The sequence below is a fragment of the Pseudomonas sp. DW-iso3 genome (assembly GCF_058725305.1).
In genome coordinates this window covers 737,992-760,705 of the sequence record NZ_JBZXDZ010000001.1, presented here as the reverse complement: position 1 = coordinate 760,705, position 22,714 = coordinate 737,992, and the positions used below count along the sequence as shown (strand labels likewise).

At 61.5% G+C, this 22,714-nt stretch carries 21 protein-coding genes; 10 read left to right on the top strand and 11 right to left on the bottom strand.

The annotated features are described in order from the left end of the window. Positions 1-66: 66 nt before the first annotated feature. On the bottom strand, positions 67-651 hold the full coding sequence (locus AC4PS7_RS03515; RefSeq protein WP_010212303.1) for an acyl carrier protein phosphodiesterase: 585 nt from the start codon (positions 649-651) through the stop codon (positions 67-69). Between the two features lie 154 nt (positions 652-805). Here AC4PS7_RS03515 and AC4PS7_RS03510 point away from each other — a divergent pair, with 154 nt between their 5' ends. From AC4PS7_RS03510 to AC4PS7_RS03500, 3 genes are read left to right on the top strand one after another with little or no spacing between them, the layout of a single operon-like run. Continuing rightward, on the top strand, positions 806-1,132 hold the full coding sequence (locus AC4PS7_RS03510; protein WP_010212305.1) for an ArsR/SmtB family transcription factor: 327 nt from the start codon (positions 806-808) through the stop codon (positions 1,130-1,132). A 13-nt stretch (positions 1,133-1,145) separates the two neighbouring features. Beyond that, complete coding sequence (locus AC4PS7_RS03505) at positions 1,146-2,312, top strand: MFS transporter (protein ID WP_010212307.1); 1,167 nt, start codon at positions 1,146-1,148, stop codon at positions 2,310-2,312. 29 nt (positions 2,313-2,341) lie between these two features. Continuing rightward, on the top strand, positions 2,342-3,397 hold the full coding sequence (locus tag AC4PS7_RS03500) for an alkene reductase (RefSeq protein WP_010212309.1): 1,056 nt from the start codon (positions 2,342-2,344) through the stop codon (positions 3,395-3,397). Between the two features lie 256 nt (positions 3,398-3,653). On the opposite strand, the gene AC4PS7_RS03495 is transcribed toward AC4PS7_RS03500, so the two are convergent. Further along, a complete protein-coding gene (locus AC4PS7_RS03495) occupies positions 3,654-4,286 on the bottom strand; it encodes a TetR family transcriptional regulator (protein WP_492179061.1) in 633 nt (210 codons plus the stop codon). Between the two features lie 286 nt (positions 4,287-4,572). Between AC4PS7_RS03495 and AC4PS7_RS03490 the strand changes: the two genes are divergently transcribed. The 7 genes from AC4PS7_RS03490 to AC4PS7_RS03460 all read left to right on the top strand — a co-directional run bounded on the left by AC4PS7_RS03490 (position 4,573) and on the right by AC4PS7_RS03460 (position 14,406). Beyond that, positions 4,573-5,727, top strand: coding sequence for an efflux RND transporter periplasmic adaptor subunit (locus AC4PS7_RS03490; RefSeq protein ID WP_010212312.1), 1,155 nt, complete (start codon positions 4,573-4,575; stop codon positions 5,725-5,727). 3 nt (positions 5,728-5,730) lie between these two features. Next, on the top strand, positions 5,731-8,892 hold the full coding sequence (locus AC4PS7_RS03485) for an efflux RND transporter permease subunit (RefSeq protein ID WP_010212313.1): 3,162 nt from the start codon (positions 5,731-5,733) through the stop codon (positions 8,890-8,892). Continuing rightward, a complete protein-coding gene (gene adeC / locus AC4PS7_RS03480) occupies positions 8,889-10,346 on the top strand; it encodes an AdeC/AdeK/OprM family multidrug efflux complex outer membrane factor (protein WP_010212314.1) in 1,458 nt (485 codons plus the stop codon). Before AC4PS7_RS03485 ends, adeC begins: the two co-directional genes overlap by 4 nt. A 199-nt stretch (positions 10,347-10,545) precedes the next feature. Next, positions 10,546-11,796, top strand: coding sequence for an OprD family porin (locus tag AC4PS7_RS03475; protein WP_010212315.1), 1,251 nt, complete (start codon positions 10,546-10,548; stop codon positions 11,794-11,796). 90 nt (positions 11,797-11,886) lie between these two features. Continuing rightward, on the top strand, positions 11,887-13,125 hold the full coding sequence (locus AC4PS7_RS03470; protein ID WP_492179060.1) for a calcium-binding protein: 1,239 nt from the start codon (positions 11,887-11,889) through the stop codon (positions 13,123-13,125). Then, the gene (locus AC4PS7_RS03465; protein ID WP_492179059.1) at positions 13,059-13,388 is read left to right on the top strand and encodes a M91 family zinc metallopeptidase; all 330 of its coding nucleotides are present in this window, start codon (positions 13,059-13,061) and stop codon (positions 13,386-13,388) included. The genes AC4PS7_RS03470 and AC4PS7_RS03465 overlap by 67 nt, the downstream gene beginning before the upstream one ends. 118 nt (positions 13,389-13,506) lie before the next feature. Continuing rightward, the gene (locus AC4PS7_RS03460; protein ID WP_029529212.1) at positions 13,507-14,406 is read left to right on the top strand and encodes a polysaccharide deacetylase family protein; all 900 of its coding nucleotides are present in this window, start codon (positions 13,507-13,509) and stop codon (positions 14,404-14,406) included. A 133-nt stretch (positions 14,407-14,539) separates the two neighbouring features. Here AC4PS7_RS03460 and pcaC read toward each other — a convergent pair whose 3' ends face one another. The 9 genes from pcaC to AC4PS7_RS03415 form a co-directional block, all read right to left on the bottom strand. After that, complete coding sequence (pcaC, locus tag AC4PS7_RS03455; RefSeq protein ID WP_010212318.1) at positions 14,540-14,938, bottom strand: 4-carboxymuconolactone decarboxylase; 399 nt, start codon at positions 14,936-14,938, stop codon at positions 14,540-14,542. 10 nt (positions 14,939-14,948) lie between these two features. Further along, entirely contained in the window at positions 14,949-15,740 is a 792-nt protein-coding gene (pcaD, locus tag AC4PS7_RS03450; RefSeq protein WP_492179058.1) for a 3-oxoadipate enol-lactonase, read from the bottom strand. Between the two features lie 10 nt (positions 15,741-15,750). Continuing rightward, a complete protein-coding gene (locus AC4PS7_RS03445; RefSeq protein ID WP_010212322.1) occupies positions 15,751-17,106 on the bottom strand; it encodes a 3-carboxy-cis,cis-muconate cycloisomerase in 1,356 nt (451 codons plus the stop codon). Positions 17,107-17,116: 10 nt separating this feature from the next. Further along, positions 17,117-18,412, bottom strand: a complete 1,296-nt coding sequence (locus tag AC4PS7_RS03440; RefSeq protein ID WP_010212323.1) for an MFS family transporter — start codon at positions 18,410-18,412, stop codon at positions 17,117-17,119. Positions 18,413-18,549: 137 nt separating this feature from the next. Continuing rightward, on the bottom strand, positions 18,550-19,116 hold the full coding sequence (gene pcaG, locus AC4PS7_RS03435; protein WP_021492379.1) for a protocatechuate 3,4-dioxygenase subunit alpha: 567 nt from the start codon (positions 19,114-19,116) through the stop codon (positions 18,550-18,552). A gap of 1 nt (position 19,117) precedes the next feature. Next, positions 19,118-19,822, bottom strand: coding sequence for a protocatechuate 3,4-dioxygenase subunit beta (pcaH, locus tag AC4PS7_RS03430; protein WP_183701289.1), 705 nt, complete (start codon positions 19,820-19,822; stop codon positions 19,118-19,120). Between the two features lie 17 nt (positions 19,823-19,839). After that, complete coding sequence (pcaF, locus tag AC4PS7_RS03425; RefSeq protein WP_175439626.1) at positions 19,840-21,045, bottom strand: 3-oxoadipyl-CoA thiolase; 1,206 nt, start codon at positions 21,043-21,045, stop codon at positions 19,840-19,842. Then, positions 21,042-21,821 (bottom strand): CoA-transferase subunit beta, encoded by a 780-nt coding sequence (locus tag AC4PS7_RS03420; protein WP_010212329.1) that lies wholly within the window; start codon positions 21,819-21,821, stop codon positions 21,042-21,044. The genes pcaF and AC4PS7_RS03420 overlap by 4 nt, the downstream gene beginning before the upstream one ends. After that, entirely contained in the window at positions 21,821-22,678 is an 858-nt protein-coding gene (locus AC4PS7_RS03415) for a CoA transferase subunit A (protein ID WP_010212331.1), read from the bottom strand. The genes AC4PS7_RS03420 and AC4PS7_RS03415 overlap by 1 nt, the downstream gene beginning before the upstream one ends. Positions 22,679-22,714 lie beyond the last annotated feature (36 nt).

Here is a 22,714-nt window from a genome sequence, read left to right as displayed (position 1 = left end):
TAGCGGTGGGTCAGCAACACATGTATCAACTGGCAGACTGCAATCGCAGGCAAGCCAGCTCCCACCTTAAATCGATGGCGTCAGTCGGGAGTGTGCAAAGGCCTGCAGCTCGGGATAGAACAACCGGAAGTCTTCACTCAGCGGCTCATACAACTCGCGCAATTCCTGCATGGCATGCCCCAGTTCCTCGGGCTGTGTCAGGCGCCGGGCGATCCCGCGCAACACCTGCTCCATCACCGCAAACTCGCGGTAGGAGCCCAGCCAGTCATCCGCCGCCATATACGGTGCAATCTGCGCCAGCCGCCCCGGCAACTGCGGCTCGGCCGCCAGCACGCGGTAAACCTGCGACGTGAAATGCTCAAGGGGCTGGTCGGCATACAAGGTCCAGTCCCGCGCCAGGCAGTGATCGAAAAACACATCGAGGACGATCCCGGCATAGCGCCTACGGGTAAGGCTGAAGCGCGACAGCGCCTCCCCCACCAGCGGGTGGCTGTCGGTGAAGCGGTCGATGGAACGATGCAGCTGGATCGCCGATTCAATTTGCGGGCTGAACTGGCCCTGCAGGCGGCCTTTGACGAAGTCGCCATACAGGCTGCCCAGCAGTTGCGCAGGAAGTTGGCCGCCCAGGTGCAGATGTGCGAGATAATTCATGGCGCGCAGTCTATCACTGCCCTCAACGTATCGTTATAACCCGATATACCGATTAAGCCTAGGCTCAGACCAAAATCATATTGGTCTATCGGGATAGACCGATATAAAGTTCGCCTCATCGCGATATAACGCTGTACAAAACCGAGCATCTGCCATGTCCATCGACCTCGACGAAATAATAAAAGCCCTGGCACACCCAGTACGACGAGACATCCTCACCTGGCTGAAAGACCCCAAAGTGCAGTTCCCCGAACAATTGCACAACCACGAATACGGCATCTGCGCCGGGCAGATCGACCAACGCTGCGGCTTGTCCCAGTCGACCGTGTCAGCCCACCTGGCCACCCTCCAACGCGCCGGGTTGATCAGCAGCCAGAAGGCCGGCCAGTGGCACTTTTTCAAACGCAACGAGGACACCATCCAGGCGTTCCTCGCGGCGCTCACCACCGAACTCAGCGCGGACGACAACGCCGCGTTGTAACAAGGAAACGATAATGCCCCTCTCGCTACTCATACTGGCCCTCAGTGCCTTCGCCATCGGCACCACCGAGTTCGTCATCATGGGCTTGCTGCCCGATGTGGCAGCGGACCTGGGTGTGTCGATTCCCGGCGCCGGCTGGCTGGTGACCGGCTACGCCCTGGGCGTGGCCATCGGCGCGCCCTTCATGGCGCTGGCCACCGCCAAGCTGCCTCGCAAGGCGGCCCTGGTAGCGTTGATGGGTATCTTCATTATCGGCAACCTGCTCTGCGCCCTGGCCAGTGACTACAACGTGCTGATGTTTGCCCGTGTCGTCACCGCGCTGTGCCACGGTGCGTTCTTTGGTATTGGTTCGGTGGTCGCCGCCAACCTGGTGCCCGCCAACAAACGAGCTTCGGCCGTGGCCCTGATGTTCACCGGCCTGACCCTGGCCAACGTGCTCGGCGTACCGCTGGGTACCGCACTCGGCCAGGAAGCCGGCTGGCGCTCGACCTTCTGGGCAGTGACGGTGATTGGTGTGGTGGCGTTGATCGGCCTGATCCGCTTCCTGCCCGCCAAGCGTGATGAAGAGAAACTCGACATGCGCGCCGAACTGGCCGCCCTCAAGGGCGCCGGCATCTGGCTGTCGCTGAGCATGACCGCGCTGTTTGCCGCGTCCATGTTCACCCTCTTCACCTACGTAGCGCCGCTGCTCGGCGATGTCACCGGCGTGTCGCCCAAGGGCGTGACCTGGACCCTGCTGCTGATCGGCCTGGGTCTCACCGTGGGCAACATCATCGGCGGCAAATTGGCGGACAAACGCCTGGCGGCCACCTTGATCGGCGTGTTCATCAGCATGGCGGTGGTTTCCACGGCTCTGACCTGGACCAGCGTCGCCGTGATCCCGACCGAAATCACCCTGTTCCTGTGGGCCACCGCGTCGTTCGCCGCCGTGCCGGCGTTGCAGATCAACGTGGTGACCTTCGGCAAGGCCGCACCGAACCTGGTGTCCACCTTGAACATCGGCGCTTTCAACATCGGCAATGCCCTCGGCGCCTGGGTGGGCGGCAGTGTGATTGCCCACGGTTTCGGCCTGACCCGCGTGCCCTTGGCCGCAGCGGTCCTGGCGATTCTCGCGCTGTTGGTGACCCTGATTACTTTCCGCCAGACCGGCGATGCCGACCTGGCCCCTGCGACCCACTGATCCACTTCAAAGACAAAGGTGCTTTCCCCATGACGACTATTTTCGATCCGATCAAACTGGGCGACCTGGAACTGTCGAACCGCATCATCATGGCGCCGCTGACCCGCTGCCGTGCCGACGCCGGTCGCGTGCCCAACGCGCTGATGGCCGAGTACTACGTGCAACGCGCCTCCGCCGGGCTGATCCTCAGCGAAGCCACGTCCGTGACGCCGTTGGGCGTAGGCTACCCGGACACGCCGGGCATCTGGTCCAACGATCAGGTGCGCGGCTGGGCCAACGTCACCAAGGCGGTTCATGGCGCGGGCGGCAAGATCTTCCTGCAACTGTGGCACGTGGGCCGTATTTCCCATGAGTCGTACCTGAACGGCGAAACCCCGGTGGCCCCGAGCGCAATCCAGCCTAAAGGCCACGTCAGCCTGGTGCGCCCATTGGCCGACTACCCGACCCCCCGCGCCTTGGAAACCGCTGAAATCGCCGACATCGTCGACGCCTACCGCACCGGTGCCGAGAACGCCAAGGCCGCCGGTTTCGACGGCGTGGAAATTCACGGCGCCAACGGATACCTGCTCGACCAGTTCCTGCAGAGCAGCACCAATAAGCGCACTGACCAGTACGGCGGCTCCCTGGAAAACCGCGCTCGCCTGTTGCTGGAAGTCACCGATGCAGCCATCGAAGTCTGGGGCGCTGGCCGTGTGGGTGTGCACCTGGCACCGCGGGCCGACGCCCACGACATGGGCGACGACAACCTGGCGGAAACCTTCACCTACGTCGCCAGCGAACTCGGCAAGCGTGGCATTGCGTTCATCTGCTCCCGTGAGAAAGAAGCCGGCGACAGCCTCGGCCCACAACTCAAGAAAGCCTTCGGCGGCGTGTACATCGCCAACGAACGCTTCACCAAGGACAGCGCCAACACCTGGCTGGCTTCGGGCAAAGCGGATGCGGTGGCCTTCGGTGTGCCGTTTATTGCCAACCCGGATTTGCCAGCACGCTTGAAGGCAGATGCGCCGCTGAACGAAGCGCATCCGGAAACCTTCTATGGCAAAGGCCCAGTCGGCTACATCGACTACCCGACCCTGGCGCTGTGAGGTAAAAAGCTGAAATGAAAAAGCCCCGGTTCGCAGGAACCGGGGCTTTTTTACGCCTATCTTGTCGAGTACGCGGGACCTGAGAGCAATACTCCTTCACAACCGTGCAACAAAATCGCTACAAAATACTTAGGCGGCTACCTATCAACCGCTGGACAGCCCGTATATAAAGTCACCCCACTAATCAGGCGGAAGGACGATTGACTGTCCTTGGGCTTTACTGTTGACACAACCTGATGCAATTACGCATTTTGTCTTAATTGCGCAGACTGGGGCTCCAACGCAGCATGTCCAGCCCCGCATCCACCCAGCGTTCGGCTTCCTGATGTAAATGGAAGCTGTCGGGAACCAGCAGCCACTGGCCGATCAGCCCGTTGATGTAGGCATGGATGCACACCGCGCCACGGGTGGTATCAAGATTTTCCGGAAGTTGCCCGCGGTGGACCGCGTTACGCAAGGTCAGGCCGATGCGCAGGTTGCATTCGAGGCTATGGGTCTGACGTTGGCGACGCATGTCGCACATTTCATCGGTGAATTCGCACTTATGAAACAAGATCTCGTTGATGCGCCGGGTTTTCGGGTCCAGGGCCACTTGATGAAACAAATGAATCAACAGTTTGCGCATGCAGCCCAGCGGGTCGAGTTCGTCCTCGCTTTCACTGGCCCTGGCCAACTCGTCCAGCGGCTCATGCAGCGTGTCGAGCAGCGCCTGCAGCAAATCGGATTTATTACTGAAATGCCAGTAGATGGCACCCCGCGTCACACCGGCCAGCGCGGCGATGTCCGCCAGCGTGGTCCGCGCGACGCCGCGTTCATAGAACGCTTGCTCGGCGGCTTGAAGAATCTGGCTGCGCGTTTCCTGAGCTTCCTCTTTGGTGCGACGAACCATGGCAGTACAACCTCAATCAGGACACTTGGGACTATCGTTAACGCAGAATTAACCGCCAGTACCGATAATCCGAATATTTGTGGGACGACACCGTCATGGGTGCCGAACGTAATGGAATCGAGGCTTTGGGCGTTGCTTTGTCAACACTCCGCGCAGCCTGTCAAGAGTTTACAAACAACCATGAACGTAAGTATATTGCGTAGCAAGCTACTTATCTACTCAGTGTTTGTTTTTTACCCTTCCACCCTTCTTGTGCGCATCCTGCGCGCCTGACCCGAGGATCTTCATGCAACTTAAGCCAGCTGTTACCGCTCTGGTCACTGCCGTCGCCCTGGCATCGCTGCTCAGCGGATGTAAAAAGGAAGAAGCGGCTCCGCCCGCTCAAATCCCTCAGGTCGGCGTGGTCACTATCCAACCGCAAGCCTTTACGCTCACCTCCGAATTGCCGGGTCGCACCACCGCGTACCGCATTGCGGAAGTGCGACCGCAGGTCAACGGCATCATTCTCAAGCGCCTGTTCAAGGAAGGCGGCGACGTGAAGGAAGGGCAACAGCTCTACCAGATCGACCCTTCGGTGTATGAAGCCACCCTGAAAAGTGCACAAGCGAGCCTGACCCAGAGCAAGTCGATCAGCGACCGCTACAAGCAGTTGGTCGATGAGCAAGCCGTCAGCCGTCAGGAGTACGACACTGCCGTCGCCAACCGCATGACGTCGGAAGCCAACGTGCAAACCGCCCAGATCAACGTGCGTTACACCAAAGTGTTCGCGCCGATCTCCGGGCGTATTGGTCGTTCTTCGGTGACCGAAGGCGCACTGGTCAGCAACGGCCAGGCCGATGCCATGGCCGTGATCCAGCAACTGGACCCGATCTACGTCGACGTCACACAGTCTTCGGCAGAAATGCTGAAACTGCGCCGCGACCTGGCCAGCGGCCAACTGGAAAAAGCCGGCGACAACGCCGCCAAAGTCAAGCTGACCCTGGAAGACGGCAGCGCCTATGGCGTGGATGGCAAGCTGGAGTTCTCCGAAGTGTCGGTCGACCAGACCACCGGTTCCGTGACCCTGCGCGCCGTGTTCCCGAACCCTGACCACACCTTGCTGCCGGGCATGTTCGTTCACGCCCAGTTGCAAGCCGGTGTGAACAGCAAGGCAATCCTGGCCCCGCAGCAAGGCGTAACCCGTGACCTGAAGGGCACTCCAACAGCGCTGGTCGTCAACGCCGACAACAAGGTCGAGCAGCGCGAACTGGTGGCCAACCGTACTTACGGCGCCTACTGGCTGGTGGAAAAGGGCTTGAACGCCGGCGACCGTGTGATCACAGAAGGCTTGCAGTACGTCAAGCCGGGCGCCGAGGTCAAGGTCAAGGCGGCCGACAACGCCAAACCTGCTGACGCCGGCAGTGCTGCTGCTCCTGCTGCCGCTGCTGGCAAAGGGGAGTAATCCATGTCGAAATTTTTTATCGACCGCCCCATTTTCGCCTGGGTTATTGCCCTGGTGATCATGCTGGTCGGGGCACTGTCGATCCTGAAGTTGCCCATCAACCAATACCCGGCCATCGCGCCGACCGCCATCGACATCCAGGTGACCTACCCAGGCGCGTCCGCACAAACCGTGCAGGACACCGTGGTGCAGGTCATCGAGCAACAGCTCAACGGTATCGACAACCTGCGTTATGTTTCCTCGGACAGTAACTCCGACGGCAGCATGACCATCACCGTAACGTTCAACCAGGGTACCAACCCGGACATCGCCCAGGTTCAGGTGCAGAACAAACTGAACCTGGCGACTCCACTGCTGCCGCAAGAAGTGCAGCAGCAGGGTATCCGCGTGACCAAGTCGGTGAAGAACTTCCTGATGGTGATCGGTCTGGTGTCGGAAGACGGCAGCATGACCAAGGACGACCTGTCCAACTACATCGTGTCGAACATCCAGGACCCGATTTCCCGGACCGCAGGTGTCGGTGACTTCCAGGTGTTTGGTTCGCAGTACGCCATGCGCATCTGGCTTGACCCAAGCAAGCTGAACAATTACCAGCTCACGCCAGTGGATGTCAGCACCGCGATCTCCGCACAGAACGTGCAGGTGGCTACCGGCCAACTGGGTGGCCTGCCTGCCCTGCCCGGCACTCAGTTGAACGCGACCATCATTGGCAAGACGCGCCTGCAGACGGCGGAGCAGTTCGGCAACATCCTGATGAAAGTCAATACAGACGGCTCCCAGGTACGCCTGAAGGATGTCGCGCGTATTGAGCTGGGTGGCCAGAACTACAGCATCGCTGCACAGTTCAACGGCAAGCCGGCTTCCGGTATGGCGATCAAGCTGGCTTCGGGCGCCAACGCCCTGGACACCGGCAAAGCAATCCGTGCCACCGTAGCGCAGCTCGAACCCTTCTTCCCGCCAGGCATGAAGGCGGTGGTGCCGTATGACACCACCCCGGTCGTGACCGAATCGATCTCCGGTGTAGTCCATACCCTGGTCGAAGCGATCGTGCTGGTGTTCCTGGTGATGTTCCTGTTCCTGCAGAACTTCCGTGCCACCATCATCACCACCATGACCGTACCGGTGGTGCTGTTGGGTACCTTCGGGATCCTGGCGGCGTTCGGTTTCACCATCAACACCTTGACCATGTTCGGCATGATCCTGGCCATCGGCTTGCTGGTGGATGACGCCATCGTCGTGGTGGAAAACGTCGAGCGAGTGATGGCCGAGGAACACCTGTCGCCCAAAGAAGCGACAGTCAAGTCCATGGGCCAGATCCAGGGTGCCCTGGTGGGTATTGCCCTGGTACTGTCGGCGGTACTGTTGCCGATGGCATTCTTCGGTGGTTCCACCGGTGTGATCTACAAACAGTTCTCCATCACCATCGTTTCGGCCATGGCGTTGTCGGTACTGGTTGCGCTGATCTTCACCCCGGCCTTGTGCGCCACCATGCTCAAGCCGATCGACCCGGAAAAACACGGCCAACCCAAGCGTGGTTTCTTCGGCTGGTTCAACCGCACCTTCGACCGTGGCGTACTGAGCTACGAGCGCGGCGTGGGTAATATGATCAAGCACAAGATCCCGGCGTTCCTGGTGTACGCACTGGTTATCGCTGGCATGATCTGGCTGTTCATGCGCATCCCTGCGGCGTTCCTGCCCGATGAAGACCAGGGCGTGATCTTTGCCCAGGTACAGACGCCGGTCGGTTCTACGGCTGAACGGACGCAAAAAGTCATCGACGATATGCGCATCTTCCTGCTCAACGACAAGGAAGGCGAGCCGGGCGAAGGCAAAGGCGTGAAATCGGTATTTACCGTAAACGGCTTCAACTTCGCCGGTCGTGGCCAAAGCTCGGGCCTGGCCTTTGTGATGCTCAAGCCGTGGGACGAACGTGACGCCTCCACCTCGGTGTTCGAGATCGCCAAGCGCGCCCAGGGCTACTTCATGCAGACCTTCAAGGACGCCATGGTATTTGCCATCGTGCCGCCGTCTGTACTGGAACTGGGTAACGCCACGGGCTTCGACGTGTTCCTGCAAGACCAGGGCGGGGTCGGCCACGATAAATTGATGGCGGCGCGTAACCAGTTCCTCGGTATGGCAGCACAAAGCAAGATTCTGGCAGGTGTGCGCCCCAACGGCGTGAACGATGAGCCGCAGTACGAGCTCACCGTCGACGACGAGAAGGCCAGTGCCCAAGGCATCACCCTGTCGAGCATCAACCAGACCCTGGCGATTGCCCTGGGTGGCAGCTACGTCAACGACTTCATCGACCGCGGTCGGGTGAAGAAGGTGTACGTGCAAGGTGAAGCCGCCAGCCGCATGTCGCCTGAAGACCTGAACAAATGGTACGTGCGCAGCGACTCCGGGAAGATGGTGCCGTTGTCCGCCATCGCGTCGGGCAAGTGGATCTTCGGTTCGCCGAAACTCTCGCGCTACAACGGTGTAGCGGCGATGGAAATCCTCGGTACTCCGGCACCGGGTTACAGTACCGGTGACGCCATGGCCGAAGTCGAGCGTATTGCCAAGCAACTGCCGGCAGGTATTGGCTATGCGTGGACCGGTCTGTCGTACGAAGAACGTCTGTCCGGCTCCCAGGCACCTGCGCTGTACGCCCTGTCGCTGCTGGTAGTGTTCCTCTGCCTCGCGGCACTGTACGAAAGCTGGTCGATCCCGATCGCGGTGATCCTGGTAGTGCCCCTGGGGGTTGTGGGTGCGTTGATAGCGACCAGCATGCGCGGGTTGTCCAACGACGTGTTCTTCCAGGTGGGCCTGTTGGTGACGGTGGGCTTGGCGGCGAAAAACGCCATCCTGATCGTGGAGTTTGCCAAAGAGCTCCACGAACAAGGCAAAGGCATCGTCGAGGCGGCCATCGAGGCGTCACGCATGCGTCTGCGGCCGATCATCATGACCTCCATGGCGTTCATCCTCGGCGTATTGCCGCTGGCGATCTCCTCGGGCGCAGGTTCGGGTAGCCAGCACGCCATCGGTACCGGTGTCATCGGCGGTATGATCACGGCCACTGTATTGGCGATCTTCTGGGTGCCGTTGTTCTTCGCAACCGTATCCGCTGCTGGCGAGCGTAAAAAGACTGACACAACTGAAACCCCTAAAGAGGCTGGCCAATGAGCAAGTCGCTACTTTCCCTAGCCGTCACGGCATTCGTGCTCAGTGGCTGCTCGCTGATACCTGACTATCAGCGCCCCGAAGCGCCGGTGGCCGCACAGTTCCCGCAGGGGCCGGCGTATTCGTCGGCCCAGGCGCCGAGCCAGGCCGCTGCCGAGCAGGGCTGGAAGCAGTTTTTCCATGACCCTGCCCTGCAACAGCTGATCCAGACCGCGCTGGTGAACAACCGTGACCTGAGGGTCGCGGCCCTGAACATCGACGCGTATGCCGCGCAATACCAGATCCAGCGCGCCGACCTGTTCCCGGCCGTTTCGGCCACGGGCAGCGGCAGCCGTTCGCGCACTCCGGCCCGCCTGTCGCAGACTGGCGAGTCGACCATCAGCAGCCAATACTCGGCCGGTCTCGGGATCAGTTCTTATGAGCTGGACCTGTTCGGTCGCGTGCGCAGCCTGAGTGAAGAAGCCCTGCAAAAGTACTTCGCCACTGAAGAAGCGCGGCGCAGCACCCAGATCAGCCTGGTGGCCAGCGTGGCCAATGCCTACCTGACCTGGCAGGCCGACAAGGAACTGCTCAAGCTCACCCAGGACACCCTGGATGCCTACGAGCAGAGCTTCAAGCTCACCTCGCGCAGCAACGAAGTCGGCGTGGCCTCGGCCCTCGACCTGAGCCAGTCGCGGACCTCGGTGGAAAACGCCCGGGTTGCCCTGGCACGCTATACCCGCCAGGTGGCCCAGGACGAAAACAGCCTGACCCTGCTGCTGGGCACCGGCCTGCCGGCGAATATCACCAGCAAGCCGCTGTCGGATGACCTGCTCAGCGAAGTGCCGGCCGGCTTGCCATCGGACCTGCTGCAACGTCGTCCCGACATTGTGCAAGCCGAGTACAACCTCAAGGCGGCCAACGCCAACATCGGCGCGGCGCGTGCCGCGTTCTTCCCGAGCATCACCCTGACCGCCAGCGCCGGCACCGCAAGCCCGAACCTGGGCGGTTTGTTCAAGGGCGGTTCGGGCACCTGGTCGTTCGCCCCGCAGATCAACATCCCGATCTTCAACGCCGGCAGCCTGCGCGCCAGCCTGGACTATTCGAAGATCCAGAAAGAGATCAATGTGGCGAACTACGAGAAGGCGATCCAGACCGGCTTCCAGGAAGTGTCCGACGGCCTCGCCGCACGTGAAACCTACAAGCAGCAACTGGATGCCCAACGCGGATTCGTCGCAGCCAACCAGGATTACTACCGCCTGGCCGAGCGTCGCTACCGCATTGGTGTCGACAGCAACCTGACGTTCCTCGATGCCCAACGCCAACTGTTCAGTGCCCAGCAATCGCTGATCACCGACCGCCTGGCGCAGCTGACCAGCGAGGTCAACCTGTACAAGGCCCTCGGCGGCGGCTGGAACGAGCAGACCGCGAAGAACGAGCCGTTGAAAGAAGAAGCACCGGCGCTGAAGTTGTTCTGATGGTGTTGTAAAAAGTCGCACCGCTGCAAAAAAAACCGCTTCCCTCACCGGAAGCGGTTTTTTTATGCCTCACTTTTGCCCTGATAACTTGCGTTCGATCATCGCCCACAACCCGCCCTTCCCCACTTTCCTCGCTCCCGCACCGCCCCGCACCATGGCCGCCACCTGCATAAACCCAATAACAACAGGTCCTTTCGCCATGAGCACTTTCCACCCGCGCCGGCTGCTGCTGGCAACCGCTGTCGCCAGTCTCGCCCTGCCCGTCGTCGCCGAAGAACACGGTTTTCTCGAAGACGCCAGCGCCAACCTCAACCTGCGCAATTTCTTCTTCAACCGCAATTACACCAACCCCACCAAGGCCCAGGGGGGTGCGCAGGAGTGGACCCAGAGCTTCATCCTCGACGCCAAGTCCGGCTTTACCCAGGGCACTGTAGGTTTCGGCGTGGATGTGTTGGGGTTGTATTCGTTGAAGCTCGATGGCGGACGCGGCACCGGGGGTACCCAACTGCTGCCGTTGGATCATGATGGCCGCCCTGCGGATGAATTCGGGCGCCTGGGCGTGGCGTTCAAGGCGCGCATTTCCAAGACGGAAGTGAAGGTCGGCGAGTGGATGCCGGTGCTGCCGATCCTGCGCTCAGACGACGGCCGCTCCCTGCCGCAAACCCTGCGCGGCGGCCAGATCACTTCCAAAGAAATCGATGGCCTGACCCTCTACGGCGGCCAGTTTCGTGCCAACAGCCCGCGGGACGACAGCAGCATGAACGACCTGTCGATGTTCGGTAAAACCGCGTTCACCTCCGACCGCTTCAACTTCCAGGGCGCCGAGTACGCGTTCAACGACAAGCGCACCCAGATCGGCCTGTGGAATGCCCAACTCAAAGACATCTACAGCCAGCAGTTCATCAACCTGATCCACAGCCAACCGCTGGGCAACTGGACCCTGGGCGCCAACCTCGGTTTTTTCTACGGCAAGGACGACGGCAGCGCCCGCGCCGGCGAGCTGGACAACAAGACCTGGTCGGGCCTGTTCTCCGCCAAGTACGGCGGCAACACCTTCTACCTCGGCCTGCAGAAACTCACCGGCAACAGCGCCTGGATGCGCGTTAACGGAACCAGCGGCGGCACCCTGGCCAACGACAGCTACAACGCCAGCTACGACAACGCCCAGGAGAAATCCTGGCAAGTACGCCACGACTACAACTTCGCCGCCCTCGGTGTGCCGGGCCTGACCCTGATGAACCGCTACATCAGCGGCAGCAACGTGCACACCGGCACCGTCACCGACGGCAAGGAATGGGGCCGCGAAAGCGAACTGGGCTACACCGTGCAAAGTGGCAGCCTGAAAAACCTGACCGTGCGCCTGCGTAATTCCAGCATGCGCCGTGACTACAGCAACAATGAGTTCGATGAAAACCGGTTGATCGTCAGTTACCCGATCAGCCTGCTGTAAGACCGAATTACATTTCTGGAGGAACCATCTGAAGCGTCAGGACAATTCCAGGAGACAGGGTCAATACCAGGCCCCCGATAGGGATTACACATGGACGTTTCAAACCGTATTGCACACGCTCAACCCAACCTGCCTGCCGGGGCGCACAGTTCGACGACTGCGCGCCCTACAGCCTTCAACAATAGCCACTATGGCCTTGTATTACGCCCCCGCCCGGTACTCACGCCCGACAACCCGGTCCAAGCTCACCGACACCCCTTTCTGGATGACGGCAATTTAAAAGCCAGCGGCCAGTCGGTGTGGGAGCAAGACAACTCCTTCAGCCTGAACAACAGTCTGATCCTTGAAACCGGCGACAAGGCCGACCGGGTCCATATCAGCCAGACGTACTCCGGCCAACTGGATGTTCGGATCAACGGCCAGTTATATCGTTTTGACAGTCAGGATAAAGACGGTAAAGCACTCACCTTTCATCTCAAGACCCACGGCGGTAACGACAACATCCGCATCGACGCCAACGTGACGCAACCCGTCATCGTGGAGGCTGGCGACGGCAATGACCGTGTGCAGGCCGGCGCGGGCTACACCCGCCTGTTCGGTGGTAAAGGCGACGATGTGCTGCGCCTGGGTAGCGGCCTTGGCTATGCCGAAGGTAACGACGGTGACGACACGCTCATCGGCGGTACGGGCGACAACGTCATGTACGGCAACAACGGCAATGACCGCCTCTACGCCGGTGCGGGTGCAAAAAGCAAAACCAGCTACATGGATGGCGGTAACGGTAAGGATTTACTGTACGCGGGCAACGGCCATACCGTGTTGCATGGAGGGCCCGGTGACGATCGCTTGATCGGCCACGATCGCAGCACGTTCTACACCGGCAGTGGCTGCGACAGGGTGATTGCCAATCGCCCTGGCGACCGGATCTACGCTCAAGCGGGCGATACGATCAAGCGCCTCAACGGCTCGGTGTTGACCACCGTCACAACCGACCAGTCGTCGCTTGTAGGTTTTCGCATCAAGGGCTCTGCCGATTTTATTCAAAGGGTCGAAGACGATCTGGCCTTGCTGCGCAGTTCCCCCCAGGGCAAACAGATGCTGGCCGAGATGAATGCGATCGCCCTACGTAACGGCGCACCGGTGATGCTTGTGGAGGATCGGGTCGACGTGGGTAGCGGCTACGTTTATGGCAGTCAGGAACTTAAGGCATTGCTGCAATACGAACGCCCCCCGTGGTGGGGGACGCCCCCAAGTGGGGGTTTATGGTCGACGGTGTGCCGGGGTCTCGGGCTGATCGAGCTGAAATCATCTACAACCGCTCCGCCCTGAACGTACTGGGTGCCAGCACGTACTCACCGATCACGACGCTCTATCACGAAATGGTTCATGCCTATAACGCTGGTAACGGCACGGCTTTATCGGGCTCGACCACTGAAACATTCGAGGGCGAGCAACACGATGTCCCCAACAGCGAACGTCAGGCCGTAGGGCTGCCCACCACACCCGCGACCGTCCCCAACCCCAAACCCTTCACTGAAAACGCCTTGCTTGAAGAGATGGGCAAGCCACTGCGCACACAATACGTGGGCTGACCCCTAGCGATGCTCGTTTGTCAGCCTGTAACCTCCCACCGCCCATCTTGCTGTATGGTGCGCGCCTGCCGCTGCTGATCCACCCCGCAGCGGCCTTCCATTCGAGCCCGCGCACACCATGAAATCCTTCGCCATCGCATCCGCCGTGCTGACCCTGGCCTTGAGCCTCAGCGGTTGCATTGGCTCGCCCATCGCCCTGACGCCAGAGACCGAACAGCGCCTGCAAACCCAGGCGCCGATCCGCTTCCTGCTGACCTTCGATGACGGCCCGAGTGCGTCGGGCTACAACAACCCGAGCCGGTCGGTGATAGCCGACCTGGCGCAGAACCCGGTGCTGCCGCAGATCAAGGCGGTGTTCTTCCTGCAGACCGAAGCGGCTCGCTCCGGCGGCAGCTCACGGGGTCGCAAGACCATGGAGCGCGAGTATGCGGCCGGTCACATCCTGGCCTTCCACACCGCCACGGGGTTTCACACCAACCACCGCTGGCTGAACGACGCGGAACTGGAAAGCACCCTCACCCGAGGCGCGGCCGATATTGCCGCGATCACCGGCAGCCTGCCGGTGCTGGTGCGCCCGCCGTTCTGGAATTACGACCGCCGCACCTTCGCCGCCTACCAGCGCCATGGCATGCACGTGCTGCTCACGGATTTAAGTGCCAATGACGGCAAGATCTGGGGCTTCAACGGCAGCCCGCGCAGGCGCGCCAATCTGTATCGACAGTTGTCGGTAGTGCGCGAGCGCATTGCGTTGGGTGAGTTGCCGACGGTGGACGGTGTGATACCGGTGGTGGTGACCTTCCACGACATCAACCGCTACACCGCGCGGCATATGCAGGAGTACCTGCAGATCCTGCTGGACAGCGCCCGGATCAACGGCCTGAAGACTTCCGCGGAGCCCTTCTACACCGACACGGCCCAGCTTCAGCGCGCGGCGCTGGCGCGTACGGTCAAGGATGTGAGTGAAGAGGTGCATCTGCCAGGCGTGTGGAATTGGGTGTGGGACGCCGACTCCCACTGATGTTTAAAACCCGGTAAAGACTAGCGGTGGGAGCAGGCTTGCTCGCGAATGCGATGTGTCAGTCAGCACAGGTATTAACTGAACCACCGCTTTCGCGAGCAAGCCCGCTCCCACGTTTTGACCGTATTTCAACTCAGTCAGCCTGGCGCGACTCGACGCCCAGCTCATCCCACACCGATTCCGCCAGGTGAAACGTCGCGTTCGCTGCCGGGATCCCGCAGTAGATCGCGCTCTGCATCAGCACTTCCTTGATCTCGGCGCGGGTGACGCCATTGCTCGCGGCGGCGCGCAGGTGCAGCTTGAGTTCTTCACTGCGGTTCATGCCGATCAGCATCGCGATGGTGATCAGGCTACGGGTGTGCCGGGGCAGACCGGGACGGGTCCAGATGTCACCCCAGGCATGGCGGGTGATCATTTCCTGGAACTCGCTGTTGAATTCGGTCAGGGCATTGAGGCTGCGGTCGACATGGGCGTCGCCCAGCACTTCGCGGCGCACCTGCAGGCCTTCGGCATAACGTTGTTTCTCGTCCACGAAAAGCTCCTCAGTGGCCCAACAAGAATTCAATGACGCAGTCGCTGAACGCCGCACCGGCCTGCACATTGGACAAGTGCGCCGCATAGAACTCGGCGTACTCGGCGCCCTGTACATGGTTCTGGATAAAGTGGCTGCCCGCAGGCGGTGTGACGGCATCTTCAGTGCCGGCAATGACCAGGGTCGGTACTGTGATCGAAGCCAGTTGCTCGCGGAAATCCGCGTCACGTACCGCTGCACAATTGGCGGCATAAGCTTCGGGCGATGTGGCCGCCAGCATGTCGGTAATCTGCTTGGCCTGGTACGGGTTGGCGGCCGCAAAGTCCGCGGTGAACCAGCGTGCAATCGATGCATCGCGCAGCGCTACCATCGCCGCTGCGCCATCACGCAGCACCATTTCAATGCGCGGGTTCCACACGTCGGGCGTGCCGATCTTGGCGGCGGTGTTGCACACCACCAGGCGCTGCAAACGCTGCCCGACATTGATACCAAGCCATTGGCCAATCAGGCCGCCCATGGACAGCCCGCAAAAATGCGCGCGTTGGATATCCAGTGCATCCAGCAGCGCGATCACATCCTGACCGAGTTGCTCAATGCTGTAGGGGCCTGGGGTAACCAGGGATTTGCCATGGCCACGGGTATCGAAACGCAGCACGCGAAAATGCTGGGTGAAGGCCGGGATCTGGAGGTCCCACATGTGCAGGTCGGTGCCCAGCGAGTTGGAGAGCACCAGTACTGGCGCACCCTCAGGCCCGTCCAATTGGTAATGCAGTTCGCCCTCGGCGAGTTGTACAAATGCCACGGTGGTCTCCTCAAGCAAAGTGTTCGGCTACGGCGCGGGTGACCCAGGTGTGGGCCTGGCCCAGGTAGTGGGCAGGATCAAGCAAACGGTCCAGCTCAATCGCGGACAGTTCGGCGGTGACTTGCGGCTCATCCGCCAGGACCGCACGCAGGTGACGCCCCTCTGCGACGGCACGCTTGCAGCACTGCTCCAGCAGATGGTGGGCGGTTTCGCGACCGAGGCGCTGGGCAAGCACGATGCTGACGGCCTCGGCCAGTACCAGGCCGTGGGTCAGGTCGAGGTTTTGCGCCATGCGCTGCGGATCGACTTCCAGGCCTTCGCTCACCAGCAACGCCTGATGTAAAGCGCCGGACACCAAACGGCAGATCTCCGGCAGGGTTTCCCATTCCGCATGCCACAGGCCCAGGCTGCGTTCGTGCTCTTGGGGCATGGCGCTGAACATCGTCGAGACCAGGCCCGGCACTCGGGTAGCGGCGCTGATCAGCACGGCCGCACCCACCGGGTTGCGCTTGTGCGGCATGGTGGACGAGCCGCCCTTGCCCGGAGCCGACGGCTCGAACACCTCGGCAGCTTCGGTCTGCATCAACAAACTGATATCACGGCCCAATTTGCCCAGGCTGCCGGCGATCAGGCCGAGCACGCTGGCGAACTCTACCAAGCGATCCCGTTGGGTGTGCCAGGGTTGCTCGGGCAAGCTCAGTTGCAACTCAGCCGCCAACGCTTCGGCCACCGGCATGGCCTGCTCACCAAGCGCTGCCAGGGTTCCGGATGCGCCGCCGAATTGCAGCACCAGCAAGCGCGGTTTCAGCGCCGTCAGGCGCTGGCGGTTGCGGGTAACCGCGCCCAGCCAACCGGCGATTTTCATCCCCAGGGTGACCGGCGTTGCATGCTGCAACCAGGTACGCCCGGCCAAAGGCACGTCGGCATATCGCTGGGCCTGGGCGGCAAGCCTATCCCCCAGGCGCACCAAATCCGCCTCGATCAACTCCACCGCCCGCCGCAGTTGCAGCACCAGGCCGGTGTCCATCACATCCTGGCTGGTCGCCCCCAGATGCACGTAGCGCTCAGCCCCGGCATCTTCACTGGCAATCAACTTGCCCAGCGCCTTCACCAGCGGAATCGCCGAATTACCCGCCGTGGCAATCGCCGCGCCGAGGGCATCCACGTCATACAACGAGGCCAGGCACGCCTGGGCAATCGGTGCGACGGCGGCCTGGGGAATCACCCCGACCTGGGCCTGGGCCCGGGCCAAGCCCGCTTCAACATCCAGCATGCCCTGCAAGCGTCCCTGGTCGCAGAACACCTCGGCCATGCTGCCCGCCGTGAAGTAAGCGTCGAACAATTGATTGCTCGTGCGCAAAGTCATAACGCGTCCCTTATAGATCGTGGTGCAAGTACTCCGCCTGTTTCGGCAGACGCAAGCTGAACAGGAAGGCCACCGCCATCATGCCGGTGACGTACCAGTAGAAGGTGTTTTCCATTCCCATGGATTTGAGGCCCAGGGCCACGTATTCCGCCGAACCACCGAAGATCGCGTTGGCCACCGCGTAGGCCAGGCCTACCCCCAGGGCACGCACGTGAGGCGGGAACATTTCCGCTTTCACCAAGCCGCTGATGGAGGTGTAGAAACTCACAATGGCCAGGGCCAGGGAGATCAACACAAAGGCCAGGAATGGGTTGGTGACGGTTTTCAAGGTCAGCAGAATCGGCACCGTGCACAGGGTGCCGAGGGCGCCGAACCAGAGCATCGAGTTACGACGGCCGATCTTGTCCGAGAGCATGCCGAACAGCGGCTGCATGCACATGTACACAAAGAGCGCGCCGGTCATGATGTAGCTGGCGGTCTTGGCGTGCATGCCGGCCGTGTTCACCAGGTATTTCTGCATGTACGTGGTAAAGGTGTAGAAAATCAGCGAGCCGCCGGCGGTGTAGCCGAGCACGGTGATAAACGCCGCCTTGTGGTTGCGGAACAACGCAGCCACGCTGCCGGCGTCCTTGTCCTGGCGGGTTTCCTTGCTGGTGGTTTCCTTGAGGGTGCGACGCAGCAGCAGGGAGATCACCGCCGCAATGGCGCCGATCACGAACGGAATCCGCCAGCCCCAGGCGCGCAATTCTTCTTCGGTAAGGATCTGTTGCAAGATCACCACCACCAAAACCGCCAGCAGTTGCCCGCCGATCAGGGTTACGTACTGGAACGAGGCGAAGAAGCCGCGCTGGCCCTTGAGTGCGACTTCACTCATGTAGGTCGCGGTGGTGCCGTATTCGCCACCCACCGACAAGCCCTGGAACAGCCGCGCCACCAACAGCAACGCCGGGGCCCAGGCGCCGATGTCTTTGTAGGTGGGCAGGAAGGCGATCACCAGGGAACCGGCGCACATCATCAGCACCGAGATCATCATCGAGTTCTTGCGCCCGTGCTTGTCGGCCACCCGGCCAAACAGCCAGCCGCCGATCGGGCGCATCAGGAAGCCGGCGGCGAACACGCCGGCGGTGTTAAGCAGTTGGACCGTGGGGTCGTCCGACGGGAAGAACGCCGGCGCAAAATAAATGGCGCAGAAGGCATAGACGTAGAAGTCGAACCATTCGACGAGGTTGCCGGAGGATGCCCCTACGATCGCAAAAATCCGTTTGCTGCGTTCTTCTCCGGTGTAGTGGCTCGTTGTTGTTGTCATGTTTTTTCACTCAGTGGGAACGGTTATAGCCTAGACATACTTTGCAACAACCATGTCATGCAAGCGGACTTTTGGATATGTGTTGCCTGGTAGAGCCCTATCGGTGGGCTTTCCTCCGATAGGGCCCTAAGGTCAACTCAATAATCGAAGAACACCGTTTCCTTCTCTGTCCCCTGCAAAATCACATTCCACTGATACACCCCCGCCGCATCCTGCTGGGCAATCAAGGTACTGCGACGCTCGGCTGGCACACATGCCAGCAACGGGTCATCACCGTTCAGCGCCTCGCCCTCGAAATAAATCCGCGTCAGCAGGTGTTTCACCAAACCCCGGGCAAACACCAGCACTACTAGGTGCGGCGCCTGGGTAGTGCCCTTCAAGCCCGGCACGGCACCCGGCTTGATGGTGGTAAAGCGAAACCGCCCTTCGGCGTCCACCGGCACCCGGCCGAAACCTTCGAAGTTCGGATCGACGGCTTTGTCCTGCTCGTCTTCCGGATGGTCATATTTGCCGGCGGCATTGGCCTGCCAGACTTCGAGCATGGCGTCATTGACGACATCGCCGTTGCCATCCACCACTTGCCCGCTGATCGCCACGCGTTCGCCGAGGGTGGCGCTCACGGTCAGGTCTTCGCGGTTCAGCCAGGTCAGGCCGATGTGGTAATACGGCCCGACGGTGTGGGACGTGGTCGCGTTGAGTGTCATCTCATTTCTCCATCGGCGTGGCGTCGCGGCCGCGCAGGACGATGTCCCAGCGGTAGCCGAGGGCATAGGAAGGAATGGTTTTTTCCAGGTCGAAACGGGCGATCAAGCGTTCCTTGGCCGAGGTGTCCGGCACGCAGTTGTAGATCGGGTCGTATTCCAGCAGCGGGTCGCCGGGGAAGTACATCTGTGTGACCAGTCGCGTCAGCACACTCGGGCCGAACAGCGAAAAGTGGATATGCGCCGGGCGCCACGCGTTGTGGTGGTTTCCCCACGGGTAGGCGCCGGGCTTGATGGTCTGGAACTGGTACCAGCCATCGGCGTCGGTGACGGTGCGACCGGTGCCGGTGAAGTTCGGGTCCAGCGGCGCGTCGTGCAGGTCGCGCTTGTGGTTGTAGCGGCCGGCAGCGTTGGCCTGCCAGATTTCCACCAGAATGCCCGGCACCGGCAAACCGTTCTCGTCCAGTACGCGGCCATGAATGATGATGCGTTCGCCTTGAGGCTCGCCGTCATGCTGGGCAGTGAGGTCGTTGTCCTTGGCGTTGACACGCTCGGCGCCGACGGTCGGGCCGGTGATTTCCGACAAGGAATGGGGCAGGAACACCAACGGCTGGGACGGCGAACGCAGGTTCGTCGACTGGTAGGCCGGGTGCAGGTAATCAGGTTGAGTGCCCGCTTGCGGGCGCCGGTATCCAGGCTTGTCACTCATGGTGCAGTCCTCTCTTATTAGATGCGTTCAATCGCCAGGGCCAAGCCTTGGCCGACGCCCACGCACATGGTCGCCAGGCCTTTGCTGCCGCCGGTTTTTTCGAGTTGGTGCAGGGCTGTCAGCACCAGACGCGCGCCGCTCATGCCCAGCGGGTGGCCAAGGGCGATGGCGCCGCCGTTCGGGTTGACCTGGGGTGCGTCGTCAGCGATGCCCAGTTCACGCAGCACGGCTAGGCCTTGGCTGGCGAAGGCTTCGTTGAGTTCGATGACGTCAAAATCGGTGACCGCCAGGCCGAGGCGCTCGACCAGCTTGCGCACGGCCGGCACCGGGCCGATGCCCATCACTCGCGGTGCGACACCGGCGCTGGCCATGCCCAATACACGGGCGCGGGCGGTCAGGCCGTGTTTCTTGACGGCTTCGGCGGAGGCCAGGATCAGCGCCGCCGCACCGTCGTTCACGCCCGAGGCATTGCCGGCGGTGACGGTCTTGTCGGGGCCATTGACCGGTTTGAGCTTGGTCAGGGCTTCCAGGGTGGTGTCCGCGCGCGGGTGTTCATCCTGTTCGACGACGGTTTCGCCTTTTTTATGGGCGACCCGTACCGGCACAATTTCTTCGGCGAAAAAGCCAGCGGCCTGGGCCGCTGCGGTGCGTTGCTGGCTGCGCAGGGCAAAGGCGTCCTGGTCGGCGCGGGACACGTGGTAATCGTCGGCGACATTATCGGCGGTCTGCGGCATGGCATCCACGCCGTACTGCGCCTTCATCAACGGGTTGATAAAACGCCAGCCGATGGTGGTGTCCTCCAGCTTCATAGTGCGCGAAAACGCTGCGTCGGCCTTGCCCATCACGAACGGCGCGCGGGACATCGACTCGACGCCACCGGCAATCGCCAGCTCCATTTCGCCGCTGGCGATGGCGCGGAAGGCGGTACCGATCGCGTCCATGCCCGAGGCGCACAAGCGGTTGAGGGTCACGCCGGGAATGCTTTCCGGCAGGCCCGCCAGCAACAGCGCCATGCGCGCCACGTTGCGGTTGTCTTCACCGGCCTGGTTGGCGCAGCCGAGGAAAACCTCGTCGACTGCCGTCCAATCCACCGAAGGATTGCGCTCAATCAGCGCCTTGATCGGCAACGCTGCCAGGTCATCGGCACGCACGGTGGACAGGCCACCGCCGAAACGACCGATGGGAGTGCGGATGGCATCACAGATAAATACATCGCGCATCAGGCTTCTCCCGGCGCTTGGCCATGGGCGGCCGCGGTGCGTGCTTCAAGGTCACGCAGGGCGGTCAGCTCTACGTCTGTCGGTTCAGCGGTGGTGTCGACCTGGTCGGCAAAACGAATCGCCCAACCGGTGGCGGCCACCACTTGCTCACGGGTCACGCCAGGGTGCAACGCGGTGACCACAAATTCATGGGTGCCCGCTTCCGGCTCCATGATGCACAGGTCGGTAATGATCCCTACAGGCCCCGCCCCCGGCAGACCCAGGCGTTTGCGCGAATCGCCGCCTTCGCCATGGCCGACCGAGGTGATGAAGTCGAGCTTGTCGACAAACGAACGCGCAGACTGCTTGAGGATGATCAGCACGCTCTTGGCCGAACCGGCGATTTCCGGCGCGCCACCGGCACCCGGCAGGCGTACTTTAGGCTGATGATAGTCACCGACCACGGTAGTGTTGATGTTGCCGAAACGATCGACCTGGGCCGCGCCGAGAAAGCCCACGTCGATGCGCCCGCCTTGCAGCCAATAGCGAAAGATCTCACCGGTCGGTACGACGGTGTCGGCGGTTTCCGCCAGCTCGCCATCACCGATGGACAGTGGCAGTACCGACGGCTTGGCGCCAATCGGGCCAGACTCGTAGATCAACACCACGTCTGGCGACGAGGTCAGGCGCGCCAAGTTGGCCGCCTTGGACGGCAGGCCGATGCCGACAAAGCACACGGAACCGTTCTTGAGGCGGCGCGCAGCAGCGACGGTCATCATTTCATTGGTCGAGTAAGCCATTACTTGGCCTCCTGCGCGGTGGCCAGCTTGGCCTGGAATTCAGTGAAGTCGGCAGTGCCATGGATGTATTCGTTGATCCAGGCGGTGAAAGTCCCACGGTCGCGGGCGATCGGGTCCCACGCCTGGTAGAAGCGGTTATCACGCTCGTTGTAGCCATGGGCGTAGGACGGATGCGCGCCACCCGGCACATGGCACACCGCGGTCAGCGCCCAGGTCGGCAGCACGCAGCTGTTCATCGGCGCATTCAGGTCATCGACAATTTCTTCAACGGTGACGATGCAGCGCTTGGCGGCCAGGGCCGCTTCTTTCTGCACACCGAGAATGCCCCACAGCAACACATTGCCCTTGCGGTCGGCCTTTTGTGCGTGGATTACGGTGACATCCGGACGCACCGACGGCACCGCCGCCAGCACTTCGCCCGTGAACGGGCAGGTGACGGTCTTGATCAGCGGGTTGACCTTGGGCAAGTCGGAGCCGGCGTAGGCGCGCAGTACCGCGAACGGCAGGCCCGAGGCACCGGCGACGTAGGCATTGGCCAGGTCGGCATGGCTGTGTTCTTCGATTTCCAGCGGTTGCGGCCATTGCTTCTCGACCGCGTCCCGCAGGCGATGCAGGGAGCCCACGCCAGGGTTTCCGCCCCAGGAGAAAATCAGCTTGCGGGCGCAGCCGGCACCGATCAACTGGTCGTAGATCAGGTCAGGCGTCATACGCACCAGCGTCAGGTCTTTCTTGCCCTGACGAATGATTTCATGACCCGCTGCCGTAGGGATCAGATGGGTGAAGCCTTCCAGTGCGACGGTGTCGCCGTCGTTCACAAATTGCTTCACCGCGTCACGCAGCGCGAGGATTTCAGCCATAGGTTTCGGGCTCCCGGTATGGATCGAAAAAGGCGC

Bases quoted from the DNA above. Each gene is read 5' to 3' on its own strand.
- AC4PS7_RS03515 (WP_010212303.1), bottom strand. From the start codon at position 651: ATGAATTATCTCGCACATCTGCACCTGGGCGGCCAACTTCCTGCGCAA.
- AC4PS7_RS03510 (WP_010212305.1), top strand. From the start codon at position 806: ATGTCCATCGACCTCGACGAAATAATAAAAGCCCTGGCACACCCAGTA.
- AC4PS7_RS03505 (WP_010212307.1), top strand. From the start codon at position 1,146: ATGCCCCTCTCGCTACTCATACTGGCCCTCAGTGCCTTCGCCATCGGC.
- AC4PS7_RS03500 (WP_010212309.1), top strand. From the start codon at position 2,342: ATGACGACTATTTTCGATCCGATCAAACTGGGCGACCTGGAACTGTCG.
- AC4PS7_RS03495 (WP_492179061.1), bottom strand. From the start codon at position 4,286: ATGGTTCGTCGCACCAAAGAGGAAGCTCAGGAAACGCGCAGCCAGATT.
- AC4PS7_RS03490 (WP_010212312.1), top strand. From the start codon at position 4,573: ATGCAACTTAAGCCAGCTGTTACCGCTCTGGTCACTGCCGTCGCCCTG.
- AC4PS7_RS03485 (WP_010212313.1), top strand. From the start codon at position 5,731: ATGTCGAAATTTTTTATCGACCGCCCCATTTTCGCCTGGGTTATTGCC.
- adeC (WP_010212314.1), top strand. From the start codon at position 8,889: ATGAGCAAGTCGCTACTTTCCCTAGCCGTCACGGCATTCGTGCTCAGT.
- AC4PS7_RS03475 (WP_010212315.1), top strand. From the start codon at position 10,546: ATGAGCACTTTCCACCCGCGCCGGCTGCTGCTGGCAACCGCTGTCGCC.
- AC4PS7_RS03470 (WP_492179060.1), top strand. From the start codon at position 11,887: ATGGACGTTTCAAACCGTATTGCACACGCTCAACCCAACCTGCCTGCC.
- AC4PS7_RS03465 (WP_492179059.1), top strand. From the start codon at position 13,059: ATGGTCGACGGTGTGCCGGGGTCTCGGGCTGATCGAGCTGAAATCATC.
- AC4PS7_RS03460 (WP_029529212.1), top strand. From the start codon at position 13,507: ATGAAATCCTTCGCCATCGCATCCGCCGTGCTGACCCTGGCCTTGAGC.
- AC4PS7_RS03445 (WP_010212322.1), bottom strand. From the start codon at position 17,106: ATGACTTTGCGCACGAGCAATCAATTGTTCGACGCTTACTTCACGGCG.
- AC4PS7_RS03440 (WP_010212323.1), bottom strand. From the start codon at position 18,412: ATGACAACAACAACGAGCCACTACACCGGAGAAGAACGCAGCAAACGG.
- pcaG (WP_021492379.1), bottom strand. From the start codon at position 19,116: ATGACACTCAACGCGACCACGTCCCACACCGTCGGGCCGTATTACCAC.
- pcaH (WP_183701289.1), bottom strand. From the start codon at position 19,822: ATGAGTGACAAGCCTGGATACCGGCGCCCGCAAGCGGGCACTCAACCT.
- AC4PS7_RS03420 (WP_010212329.1), bottom strand. From the start codon at position 21,821: ATGGCTTACTCGACCAATGAAATGATGACCGTCGCTGCTGCGCGCCGC.
- AC4PS7_RS03415 (WP_010212331.1), bottom strand. From the start codon at position 22,678: ATGGCTGAAATCCTCGCGCTGCGTGACGCGGTGAAGCAATTTGTGAAC.